Origin of the sequence: Streptococcus sp. HMSC065H07, assembly GCF_001837325.1 — a bacterium.
GTDB lineage: Bacteria > Bacillota > Bacilli > Lactobacillales > Streptococcaceae > Streptococcus > Streptococcus salivarius_H.
The window spans coordinates 11,898-24,095 of the sequence record NZ_KV832029.1 but is presented as its reverse complement, the minus strand read 5'-3'; the positions used below and the strand labels follow the sequence as shown (position 1 = coordinate 24,095).

General features: G+C 40.6%; 9 protein-coding genes, 1 tRNA gene and 1 pseudogene. 7 read left to right on the top strand and 4 right to left on the bottom strand.

All coding sequences use genetic code 11. The annotated features are described in order from the left end of the window. The first annotated feature begins 3 nt into the window (after positions 1 to 3). Together trmB and HMPREF2637_RS03910 are read left to right on the top strand one after the other, a co-directional pair. Positions 4 to 645 carry a tRNA (guanosine(46)-N7)-methyltransferase TrmB gene (gene trmB, locus HMPREF2637_RS03915; RefSeq protein WP_070839144.1) on the top strand — a complete coding sequence of 214 codons (642 nt, stop codon included), beginning with the start codon at positions 4 to 6 and terminating at the stop codon, positions 643 to 645. A 58-nt stretch (positions 646 to 703) separates the two neighbouring features. Further along, positions 704 to 790 (top strand) — tRNA-Ser (locus HMPREF2637_RS03910). A gap of 73 nt (positions 791 to 863) precedes the next feature. Here the strand turns inward: HMPREF2637_RS03910 and HMPREF2637_RS03905 are convergent. Further along, positions 864 to 2,045, bottom strand: coding sequence for an aminoacetone oxidase (locus HMPREF2637_RS03905; protein ID WP_070839141.1), 1,182 nt, complete (start codon positions 2,043 to 2,045; stop codon positions 864 to 866). Positions 2,046 to 2,157: 112 nt separating this feature from the next. Here HMPREF2637_RS03905 and ilvD point away from each other — a divergent pair, with 112 nt between their 5' ends. Further along, positions 2,158 to 3,876, top strand: a complete 1,719-nt coding sequence (gene ilvD / locus HMPREF2637_RS03900; RefSeq protein WP_002891655.1) for a dihydroxy-acid dehydratase — start codon at positions 2,158 to 2,160, stop codon at positions 3,874 to 3,876. 157 nt (positions 3,877 to 4,033) lie between these two features. Here ilvD and HMPREF2637_RS03895 read toward each other — a convergent pair whose 3' ends face one another. Further along, complete coding sequence (locus tag HMPREF2637_RS03895; RefSeq protein ID WP_070839138.1) at positions 4,034 to 4,393, bottom strand: metal-sulfur cluster assembly factor; 360 nt, start codon at positions 4,391 to 4,393, stop codon at positions 4,034 to 4,036. Positions 4,394 to 4,896: 503 nt separating this feature from the next. On the opposite strand from HMPREF2637_RS03895, the gene HMPREF2637_RS03890 reads away from it, so the two are divergent. From HMPREF2637_RS03890 to HMPREF2637_RS03880, 3 genes and pseudogenes are all read left to right on the top strand, one after another. Further along, a complete protein-coding gene (locus HMPREF2637_RS03890) occupies positions 4,897 to 5,433 on the top strand; it encodes a DUF536 domain-containing protein (RefSeq protein WP_002884601.1) in 537 nt (178 codons plus the stop codon). 49 nt (positions 5,434 to 5,482) lie between these two features. Continuing rightward, positions 5,483 to 6,073 (top strand): 3'-5' exonuclease, encoded by a 591-nt coding sequence (locus HMPREF2637_RS03885; protein ID WP_002891650.1) that lies wholly within the window; start codon positions 5,483 to 5,485, stop codon positions 6,071 to 6,073. Positions 6,074 to 6,247: 174 nt separating this feature from the next. Beyond that, positions 6,248 to 6,976 (top strand): annotated as a pseudogene (locus tag HMPREF2637_RS03880) (MerR family transcriptional regulator). Positions 6,977 to 7,027: 51 nt separating this feature from the next. Here HMPREF2637_RS03880 and HMPREF2637_RS03875 read toward each other — a convergent pair. Both HMPREF2637_RS03875 and HMPREF2637_RS03870 read right to left on the bottom strand, forming a co-directional pair. Next, positions 7,028 to 9,670, bottom strand: coding sequence for an FtsX-like permease family protein (locus HMPREF2637_RS03875; protein WP_070839135.1), 2,643 nt, complete (start codon positions 9,668 to 9,670; stop codon positions 7,028 to 7,030). Between the two features lie 14 nt (positions 9,671 to 9,684). Beyond that, on the bottom strand, positions 9,685 to 10,386 hold the full coding sequence (locus HMPREF2637_RS03870; protein ID WP_070839132.1) for an ABC transporter ATP-binding protein: 702 nt from the start codon (positions 10,384 to 10,386) through the stop codon (positions 9,685 to 9,687). Positions 10,387 to 11,486: 1,100 nt separating this feature from the next. Here HMPREF2637_RS03870 and HMPREF2637_RS03865 point away from each other — a divergent pair. After that, positions 11,487 to 12,104, top strand: coding sequence for a hypothetical protein (locus tag HMPREF2637_RS03865; RefSeq protein WP_037599168.1), 618 nt, complete (start codon positions 11,487 to 11,489; stop codon positions 12,102 to 12,104). The last annotated feature ends 94 nt before the right edge of the window (positions 12,105 to 12,198 follow it).

Here is a 12,198-nt window from a genome sequence, read left to right as displayed (position 1 = left end):
GACATGCGAGTTAGAAAACGTAAAGGTGCAGAGGAACACCTAGCTAACCATCCTCAGTACGTTATCCTTGAGCCGGAGGCTGCTAAAGGTAAGTGGCATGAGCTTTTTGGTAATGACAATCCTATCCATATCGAGGTAGGATCTGGTAAAGGGGCCTTCATTACTGGTATGGCCCAACAAAACCCTGACATCAACTACATTGGTATTGATATTCAGCTGTCTGTATTGAGCTATGCCTTGGATAAGGTTTTGGCTTCGGGTGCTGAAAATGTCAAACTCTTGCGCGTGGATGGTTCAGCCTTGACCAATTATTTTGAAAATGGCGAAGTGGATATGATGTATCTGAATTTCTCAGATCCATGGCCTAAGAGTCGCCACGAGAAACGTCGTTTGACATACAAGACTTTCCTAGATACTTATAAGCAAATTTTGCCTGAAAATGGAGAGATTCACTTTAAGACAGACAATCGTGGACTTTTTGAATACAGTTTGGCGAGCTTTTCACAGTATGGAATGGTTCTCAACAAAGTTTGGTTGGACCTTCATGCCAGTGATTATGAAGGCAACGTCATGACTGAATACGAGCGTAAGTTCTCAGAAAAAGGTCAGGTCATCTATCGAGTAGAGGCTCAGTTTAAAGATTAACTCTTGAAAACTTGATTAAAAATAACGATTAGCCATTAATAGGCTAATCGTTTGTTGTGGAGAGGTCGCATAGAGGCCGAGTGCGCACGCTTGGAAAGCGTGTAGTCCTTAACGGGGCTCGGGGGTTCGAATCCCCTCCTCTCCTTTGAGAAATAGACAAAGTGTCCCTTCTGTTGTAGAAGGGACACTTTTTAGGTATAGTTATTCGAAAAATCTCCTTAGTCCCAAGGGCTTTGAATACCTGCTACCCAACCAGTACAGAGGGCGCTAGTGATGTTAAAACCACCGGTATGGGCATTGATATTAAGGACCTCTCCTGCAAAGTGTAGGTGAGGGATTTTTTTACTTTCTAGGGTCTTGGGATTAATTTCCTTAAGGTCAACGCCACCTTTAGTCACAAAGGATTTGGCAAGTGACATTTTACCTGTGATTGGGATTTCCATATCCTTAAGCTGACTAATAATGCTTTCCAAGTCTTTGGGGTGCAGTTGTTTAACCTTGCTGTCAGCCTTATCTTCTGCTAGGAATTCAGCGACACGCTCAGGCACAAGCGCTTTGAGGGTGTTTTTGACAGATTTCTCACGGTTTTTCTCAAAGTAAGTCTTGAGATTTTCTTGGCTTTGGTTGGGAAGAAAGTCCAGGTGAGCGATTTCACCACCCTTGACAAAGCTGGAAAGACGTAGAGCAGCTGGTCCAGATAGGCCAAAATGGGTGAAAAGAAGGTCATGGGTAATCTTGTGTTTTCCATAGGACAGAGTGACATCGTCAAGAGAAATTCCCTGCAAAGCCTTGTGAGGAAAGTCGGTTAGGAGTGGACTTTCCGCAGCTTCAAGTTCAGTGACATGGAGCTTAAAATGGCGGGCAATATCATGTCCAAAACCAGTTGAACCAGTCGATGGGTAGGATTTTCCTCCAGTTGTGACGATGAGTTTATCACTGGTAAAAGTCTGGTCTGAAGACTTAACTTGGAATTGCTCATCAACTTTTTTGACGGAGACAACTTCTGTATTGGTAAGGATACTAGCACCCAGTTCCTGAATTTTATTTTCCAGAGCTTGGATGATGGTCCGTGATTTATCTGTCTTAGGGAAGACACGCCCGTGATCCTCAACCTTGAGTTTGACACCATTGTCCTCGAAAAAAGCAATGATATCGTGGTTATCAAATTGTGAAAAGACGCTATAGAGGAAACGTCCATTACCAGGAATGCCTGCTAGAAGATCGTCTAAAGTCCCGTTGTTAGTAACATTACAACGTCCACCGCCAGTACCAGCCAGCTTCTTTCCGAGACGTTTATTTTTTTCAATTAGGAGGGTTTGTTGGCCATAGAAGGCTGAGGCAATGGTCGCCATCATGCCAGCAGGCCCCCCACCAATAACGATAGTATCAAAATGTTTCATGACCTTATTTTAGCATAATTTAAAAAGGGAGAATAGTTGGTAAATGGTCAGTTTTTTTAGACAATTTATGTTAGAATAGGAGTAGAAGTTTAAATTAGAATAGTTATTAACTATGGAGGAAAATATCGTGTCTGAAAATAACATGAAACACCGTTCATCTGTCTACGATAGCATGGTTAAATCGCCTAACCGTGCCATGCTTCGTGCGACTGGGATGACGGATGATAGTTTTGAAAAGCCTATTGTTGGCGTTATCTCAACTTGGGCTGAGAACACACCATGTAATATCCACTTGCACGGTTTTGGTCAAATTGCCAAAGAAGGTGTTAAAGACGCGGGTGCTTGGCCAGTTCAATTTGGTACGATTACTGTTGCAGATGGTATTGCCATGGGGACACCAGGGATGCGTTTCTCATTGACATCTCGTGATATCATTGCCGACTCAATCGAAGCAGCTATGGGTGGTCACAACGTCGATGCCTTTGTTGCTATTGGTGGTTGTGATAAGAACATGCCTGGTTCTATGATTGCCATTGCTAACATGGATATTCCAGCGATTTTTGCTTATGGTGGTACCATTGCACCAGGTAACCTTAACGGTAAGGATATCGACTTGGTTTCTGTTTTCGAAGGTATCGGTAAATGGAACCACGGTGATATGACCGCAGAAGAGGTTAAAGATCTTGAATGTAATGCCTGCCCTGGCCCTGGTGGTTGTGGTGGTATGTATACTGCCAACACAATGGCGACAGCGATTGAAGTAATGGGGATGAGCCTTCCAGGATCATCATCTCACCCTGCAGAATCAGCTGAGAAGAAAGCAGATATCGAAGAAGCAGGTCGTGCAGTTGTTAAGATGCTTGAACTAGGTCTTAAGCCATCAGATATCTTGACACGTGAAGCCTTTGAAGATGCCATCACTGTCACAATGGCACTTGGTGGTTCAACAAATGCGACACTTCACTTGCTCGCTATTGCTCATGCAGCTAACGTTGATTTGACACTTGAAGATTTCAACGATTTCCAAGAGCGTGTGCCTCACTTGGCTGACTTGAAACCTTCAGGTCAATATGTCTTCCAAGATCTTTACAATGTTGGTGGTGTACCAGCCGTTATGAAGTACCTTCTTAAGAATGGTTTCCTTCACGGTGATCGTATCACATGTACTGGTAAGACTGTTGCAGAAAACTTGGAGGCCTTCGATGATTTGACACCAGGTCAAAAAGTCATCATGCCGCTTGAAAATCCTAAACGTGCTGATGGTCCATTGATTATCTTGAAAGGTAACTTGGCTCCAGAAGGTGCGGTTGCCAAAGTATCAGGGGTTAAAGTTCGTAACATCACTGGTCCCGCTAAAGTATTTGACTCAGAAGAAGATGCCATCGAAGCAGTTCTTTCTGATGAAATCGTTGATGGCGACGTAGTTGTTGTACGTTTTGTAGGTCCTAAGGGTGGTCCTGGTATGCCAGAAATGTTGTCATTGTCTTCAATGATTGTTGGTAAAGGTCAAGGGGACAAGGTTGCCCTCTTGACAGATGGACGTTTCTCAGGTGGTACTTACGGACTCGTTGTTGGTCACATTGCTCCTGAAGCTCAGGTTGGTGGACCTATTGCCTACCTCCGTACAGGTGATATGGTTACAGTTGACCAAGATACCAAAGAAATTACGATGCACGTTTCAGACGAAGAGTTGGCGAAACGTAAAGCGGAAACTGAGTTGCCACCACTTTATAGCCGTGGTGTCCTCGGTAAATATGCTCACATCGTTTCTTCAGCGTCACGTGGTGCCGTTACCGACTTCTGGAACATGGATAAATCAGGTAAAGCCTAATGATATGATATAAAACAAAATCACACCGGACATTTGTTCGATGTGATTTTTTGATATTAATTTCTAAGACAGTTGTTGGCAGTGTGATGACAAGTAATGGTTTGTCTGTTGTTACTCTAGTAAAAAACCGGTTGGAAATGTCCAACCGGTTTTCCTTTTATTTTCCGCCTCGAGGTGAGATACCAAGAGCGATACGTCCATAACGACTGATGCGTGTCATCTTCCAGACCGGTGAATAAGTGGTTTCCACCTTGACAGAGTTAATACCGTCAATGGATTTTAGCTTTTCAGCGATTTCATAAGGCATAGTCTCTTCACAGCCACAACCAGTATCAGTAAAGGTCATAAGGAAGTAGCAGTGGCCATTTTCATCGACAGTGATTTCATAAATCAAACCAAGGTTGTAAATGTCTAGCTCAATCTCAGAATCGAATACAGTGGTCATTTGTTCGACGATTGGCTCTAAGAAGGGCTGGGCCAAATCATTGACCTTAATATCATCACGGAAGTTTTTCATAGGACTCATTCTTTCTATTTTGCTTTTGTTTATTATGGCATAATTTAAGGCTTTTTTCAATCTCGGATGGCAATATGAGGCTTTAGTAAGCGAGTAAAGTAACAATAAAAAAACTCCAACAGTCAAACCGTTGAAGATAATGTGATTTATGCTTCAATATCAAGTCGTTTTGCAACCAAGGTTGCTCGAATACCATCAAAAATTGGAGCAAGAATGAAAATCCCAAACCTTGTGGAATTGTTCCCACCATTCCTAGATACAACAGATCTGATACCGACCAAACCCAATTTGGAAGTACCGATTGTTTAAGTCAAGGACTTTCCCTCTATATACATTTATACCCACACCTAGTTTACCAAAAGCTTAGCTTCCTATCAAGTAAATTGTTTGAAGAGTGAAAGGAAAAAAGTCCTTCAGATATCCAGAATAACTAGTCAAATTGACAGAAAGGAGTGATTGTGATATTCTCATAGTAAGACATTTCAAGAGAAAATGAGGCTATTATGAGTATTGAAAAGACAGTCAGCGAGATTGCTGAAATCCTTGGTGTTAGTCGTCAAGCAGTCAATAATCGTGTCAAACAACTTCCAGAAGAAGATCTAGAAAAAAATGCTAAAGGGGTTACTGTCGTTAAACGCAGTGGCTTAATTAAGTTGGAGGAAATTTACAAGAAAACCATCTTTGACGATGAGCCAATCGATGAAGAAACAAAACAACGTGAGTTGTTGGAGATTCTTGTAGACGAGAAAAACTCTGAGATTGCCCGTCTCTATGCTCAGTTGAAGGCTAAGGACGAGCAGTTGTCTAATATGGATGATCAATTGCGTGTCAAAGACGTTCAAATCGCCGAAAAGGACAAGCAAATTGATCAACAGCAGCAATTGACCTTGACTGCTATGAAGGACAAGGAAGAGCTTAAGCTGGAACTTGATGAGGCTAAGGTTGAGGTTGATGAAGCCAAGGCCCAAGTGGAAGAAATCCAGACCAAACAAGAAGAAGCTTCTAAAAAAGGTTTCTTTGGACGTCTATTTGGAAAATAAAAAAGAAGCTGGGACTCAGTCTCAGCTTTAACTATTGTAGGAGATTAAAATGGAAAATTTAGAAACTTATATTGCCTTTGATTTGGAGTTTAACACAGTGGATGGTGTTAGCCATATTATCCAAGTATCGGCTGTTAAGCTGAACCAGCATGAGGAAGTGGACCAGTTTGATTCTTTCGTCTATTCGGATGTTCCTTTGCAATCCTTTATCAATGGTTTGACTGGAATTACAGCGGATAAGATTGCCAAGGCACCAAAGCTAGAGTCTGTTTTAGCGGATTTTAAATCATTTGTTGGTGACACTCCACTTATTGGCTACAATGCTCTTAAATCAGATTTGCCTATTCTAGCTGAAAATGGTTTAGACTTGGAAGAGCAATATGCTTTAGATGTTTTCGATGAGGCCTTTGACCGTCGTGCTTCTGATTTGAACGGTATTGTTAACCTCAAGTTGACAAGTGTGGCAGATTTCTTTGGAATCAAGGGACACGGTCATAACAGCTTGGAGGATGCTCGTATGACCGCACAGATTTACGAGAAGTTTCTCGAATTAGATGAGAATGCTAAACTTTTGGAGCAACAGGAAGAAGTCAGTAACAATCCTTTTGCTGCCTTAGGTTTGGGTGGCCTTTTCGACTAGGGATTTACAGAAGCTGTAAAGGTTGTAAAGAGTGATAGCTAACTTTTTCTGTAAGAAAAGAAAATCCTCTAGGGTTAGGGCTTGCATATTACCTAGCGTTATAAGGTAGAATCTAGGTATCAAGGGTGGCCAAGGTCCTCCTTTGATAGAAAATCTTAAAAGGAGGTGACTGAGATGTCGCAGTTTTCAACAGGAGAGTTGGCTAAAGCAGCAGAGGTGTCTGTTAGGACTATCCAGTACTATGATCAACGTGGTATTTTGACGCCATCTGAAGTCACAGAAGGTGGTCGGAGAATCTATCACGACTCAGACTTGGAACGCCTGCAAGTCATTTGTTTCTTAAGAGATTTGGATTTCTCAATTAATCAAATCAAGAAACTCTTGCAAGAGGAGAATAGGGAACAGGTTTTAGAGCTTTTGTTGACAGATCAAATCGAGAGCTTGGAAAAGTCTTCGAAGGAAATAGAGGTCAAACTAAAACGTGCCCGTCACTTGTAAAAAGAAACTGCTAAGTGGCGTCAACTTTCACTAGAAGATTTGTCAGACATTTCACGTCTTATGGAAAATCAAAAATCATGGCGAAATTTGCAGTTGAGAATGTATGGGAGTGTCGTTCTAATCTCCCTTCTTTATCTGATAGGTCTACTGATAGTTATTTATTATTTTAAGGATCCGAGAGGTTTGTTTATTGTCTGCCCCACATTTATCATAGCCACAAATTTAGTGGTGTTTCACTATAGAAAGCAGTTCGAATACCTCTGTCCTAATTGTCATAAGGCTTTTGACCCTAGTTTTAAAGAGTTTGCTCTTGCAGGGCATACTCCTAGGACTCGTAAACTGACTTGTCCTCATTGTCATGTGAAGACCTACTGTCTGGAGTTGGCTAAGACTAAAACGAAATAAATTTATCGAATATAAAAAACGCTTGAGAATTACTTCTCAGGCGTTTTTAGCTTATTCAACTGAACTTAGAGCTTCGAGCATATTAAGCTTGGCTAAGCGGTTATTAACAACGAAGCCAAGGATAATAAGAATGAAGCCGATAAGAACAGCTGGTAGAAGGTAGGTAGCCAAACCGATAGATGGATCAAACATGATACGATCTGGCGGAATGATGCTTACCATATATTGGTGGAGTGCTTGTCCAAGACCAAACCCTACGAAGATACCGATGATAGACAGGTAAATAGTTTCACGATAGATGTAGAGGGATACTTCATTATTGTAGAAACCAAGAACCTTAACGGTTGAAAGTTCGTGGATACGTTCTGAAACGTTGATGTTAGTTAGGTTATAGAGAACAACCACAGCAAGGAGAATGGAAACCGTAATCAAAATACCAATAACCTGTGTCAATGAATTGACCATAGTGCTGATTTGCAGTTTAAGGTTGTTGTTTTGAACAACACCGTAAACATTTGGCAAGTTGATGAATTTGGCTGCCATATTTTCAACATTTTGCTTAGTTGGTTCAGCGAGAGTAACAAGGTTGGCATTGTTCACTGAAGGTGTACCAAAAGCTTTTTGGTAGTAGCTAGCATTCATAAAGAGGAAATGCCCCATGTACATTTCAGTGATACCAGCTATCTTAATCTTGACAGATTCATCCTGACTGTTTTGCACAGTAATGGTATCTCCGACCTTGAGGTTTAGAAGTTTTGCCATTTTTTCAGAGATAATTGCTCCGTCATTAGATAGCCTGAGAGTTTTATTACGGTCTCGGTCATGTAAGCTAACGTAACTGTCAATGAGTTTTTCGTCACGGTCGTTAAAGACAAGAGTTGAGATTTCTTGGGTGTCCTTATTGGTACCGGCAATTTTTTGCAAGGTTTCAAAATGGACACTCAAGTATTCTTTGACGTCTTTGCTATCGAGGAGTTTAGTGAGTTCCTCATCCAGAGCACTTGACGCATTTGGTTGCTTGGCAACAATCATATCATAGTGAATGATGTCTTCAAACTGTTGCTGGTTAAGGTTAGATACAGAAGATCGAATTCCTAAACCTGCGAAGAGAAGTGCAATAGAACCTGCGACACCAAAGAGGGTCATAAACATCCGTTGCTTATAGTGGAAAATATTACGCATGGTAACTTTTTCCGTAAAGCTGAGACGTTTCCAAAGCGGTGTGATGCGCTCTAGGACAATCTTAGCTCCTGCTCGAGGTGGTTTTGGAAGGAGGAGTTGGGAAGGTTTTTCCCAGAGCTCTTTCTTGGCAACCACAAAGGCAGGTAGCACAGCAGATAAGAGACCTAAGAGGAAGGCCACAAGGGTAAGTCCTAAGTAGAAGTGCAATTCAAAAGCAGGAAGCTGCAAATCGCTCTTATAAGTGTTGTGAATTAGAATCGGAAGTAGTGTATGACCGGTAATAACACCTGCGGTTGTACCAGTAATACTCGTTATCAAACCATAAATGACGAATTTATGGATAATTCGCGAATTACTGTAGCCTAGGGCGTTGAAAATCCCAGCCTTACCACGCTCTTCTTCAACAAAGCGTCCCATGGTTACAAAGGTAACCAAAGCTGCCATAAAGTAGAGAGCGACAGGGAAGATGTTACTCACATCGTGAATGATGTTAATATTACTTTCATAAGCAACATATCCCTCGGAACCCGGAATCTCTCGACGTGAGTAGAATTGATAGCTAGGCGCTGGTAAATTATCAACCATTGCTTGACTTTCTTCGAGTTCTTTTTGCTTGGCTTCAATCTTGGTAGTAGCTTCTTTGACACTAGCAGCTTCAGCAGCGTTGCTTGTAGCCATTTGCTGGGTCTGTGCGAGGGCTGTTTCAAGTTCTTGTTTAACTTGAGTAATTTGAGCTTGAGACTGAGACTTGATCTCAGTTAGGCGTTTCTCAGGTTCATCTTTAAAGAGTTTCTTAAGTTCAGCCTTTCGTTCAGAAATCTTATTTGCGTATTCCTCACTAAAAGGACTAACATTTTCCAAATCCTTGTAGCGGATGCGGGCAATCATGTAATCGTTAGAGGTGAAGTCCGTCTCTGGAACAATGGCGTAGCCATCTAGTTTCCCCGTACCAGCACTGGCATTACCAAGACGGTTCCTAGAGAGAAGTTCAGAGGAATTAACAAAACCCGTAATGGTATATGTTTGTTCCTTTAACTGTTTTTGCCCAGAGCTATCTACTGGCTCAGAAAAGTTAATCTTATCTCCGACGCTATATTCTTCTTTATAAGTTGAGGAAAGAGCGATTTCCCCGTCCTTAGTAGGAAGTTTCCCTTCAATAAGGTCGTAAGTGGAGATTTTCTTAGGTTTAGAGAAGATACGAAATGCCGTATTCGTTCCCTTGACGACAGCATCTTTGAAATAACCATACTCAATGTCTACATTCTTCTTTTTTATTGTATTGAGAAGGTCCTGATCGGTTTGGTTGATATTGTAAGTACTGATTAAGCTCAAGTCAGCTGTTTGATGCGTCTTGAAGAAGTGTTCCCCAGTTTTCTTCATATTAGGAGAAGTTACTTTAAGACCAATCAAGGCAAAGGATCCCAGTGCCATAAGTAAGGCAATAGAGAGCATACGCCCTTTAGAAGCTATAAAGGTTCGCCAAACATCTTTCCAATAAGTTGTTTTTTTCATGACGTTGCTCCTTTCTAGTATTCCAAGTCCTCGATTTTTTGTGGATTAAGATTAAGTTCCACACTCTTAATCTTGGCATCGTGCATTCGAATGACACGATCGGCAATTGGAGCTAGAGAAGCATTATGGGTCACGATAATAACAGTTGTTCCCTGTTTGCGAGCCATTTCTTGAAGGAGGGTCAGGATTTGTTTCCCTGTTTGATAATCCAGAGCCCCTGTTGGTTCATCACAAAGAAGAATCTTTGGATTTTTGGCAACGGCGCGTGCAATAGCGACACGTTGTTGCTCCCCACCAGATAGTTGTGATGGGAAGTTGTCTAAGCGGTCTCCCAAACCGACTTCGACCAGTGTTTGAGTAGCATCTTTAGCGTTTGGAACGATTTCAGATGCTAGTTCGACGTTTTCCCTGGCCGTAAGGTTAGAAACTAAGTTGTAAAATTGGAACACAAAGCCAACGTCCTCACGACGATAGGTTGTAAGTTCTTTGGCTGTGTATTCAGAGATATCCTTACCATCAATAATGACGCGGCCTTCGTCATTGGTGTCCATACCACCCAAGATGTTAAGAACAGTTGATTTCCCAGCGCCAGAGGCACCAAGAATAACGACAAGCTCCCCTTTTTCGATATCAAAGCTTACGTCGTTGTTTGCGATAATTTCCAGATCACCGGTTTTATAGCGTTTATAGCTATGCTTCATTTGAATATAAGCCATGAATTTCCCTTTCATACGAAAATAATGATGCTGACAATTACCTATCTTTCCGTACTCTATTGTAACGGATTTTCCTTGGAATATCTAGGTTTTGAGGGAAAAAAGGTTTAAAAGTGGAGAAGTTCTTCTTACATGTGACAGAAATGTGGACGAAGCGCTTACATATGAGAAAATACTATTTCAAATGAGCTTTGAGTAAGGTGAAGATTTGGTGAAATAGTTATAAAGTTAGGTTATTTTTAGTCTTTTACGGAGTGGATATACTATTTTTTTCAATTTCCATAATTATCGGAGAGTTTAGGTCGGTAAATACTTCATCATAGGGGTGCCAAAGGGGATCTAGTTTTCCGTCAAAGTTGATGATAGATAAAGAGTTTTTTCATAGTTTCTAGCAATGACGTATCCAGAATACGGACATTTTTTTTAATTTGGAGGATAGATTTTCTATATGGGGAAAGTTATTTATGGGGAAATAGAGGGCTTTTCGTAATGATTTTTTGTGTGTTAGTTATTTTTAAAGAAGTTGTAAACACCTTAAAAATAGATATCTAAATGAGAGATGTACATCTTTAGGATTAGTTATTTATTATGGGGTATTCCATAAAATTACCCTTAAACCCTTTTGCTGTGGCATTCTTTTGACTAATAGAGGAATTCTAGTTCCTAATCTTATTTTAGGATGTTTAGAATTCGACTTCCTGTCTCAAGAATTCTTTTTTATAGTTACATTTAAAGTGTTTTGACAAAATTTTCTTATCCGATAAAATTTTTTTGGAGATAAGTCAGCAAAAGTGCTTTCTGAAGAATCCTTCTAAAAAACAACTATTATTTCCCTAAGTACTACTTAAAGAAATTACCATTTGCATAACGTAAAAAAGCTAATCTGATAATAGATTAGCATCAATTTTAAGACATGAAGTTGTCATTTATTTAAAATGCTTAAAAATTAAAGAAACACTTGAAATCAAGGGGGTTGCATGCTAAGATTGTTATCTGGGTGAAAGGTTGGTCAAACAGCCAACCAACCTTTTGCTCCTACAGCAGTAAATAGGACGCCTTGTTAGCCAGTTAGAGCTAACCAAATAAATAGTGAGGGATTTATGATTAAGAACAAAGATAATGGTTTTATCGGCAAAGCAATAATCAGCTTGATTGCTACTTTGGGGACTCTGGCTCTGTTTATGGGTACCAGTGGGGCCTCGGCTGACGTCAAAGAAACTCCTAAACTTGATTTAGATGCCAATATGACTAAGGTTCAAACCGTTAGTGATGAGGACTTGAAGAATCATGATGGACAAGCTCAGGATACGAAGAAGCAAGAAACACCTGGACAAAAACAGCCAGAAACTGAAGAATCTAAGACTACAGATGAGGAAACTCCTGACTACATCGTTATCACCGAGGTAGTGGATTCGTCGGAGCATAAGCAGGACTCTAATCAAGTGGTTGATGGAGTAGCTCAAACGCTTGACCCAGACTTGTTGAATGAGATTTTAGCTCAAACTAGCGAGGTTGGAGAATATCAGATTTATGTCAAGAATGATGATGAACTATTAATCTCAGGACCTGTACCTTCCCAAACAGCGAATGAGGATGTGAATTACCCTACTTTAGAAAGTTCATTGGATTCAGCGAGTATCTACTTAGGTCAAAAGAATCGCTATAAATTGGCAAACGAAGAAGACGCACAGTCAGGTCTTGCTTTGGTTGAAGAATAAAATTTTTATATGACTAACACAAAAAGACTTGGATTTCTTGTCCAAGTCTTTTGTATGTTATGACTGAGTTGCTAGATGAGTATATAGAAAAAGG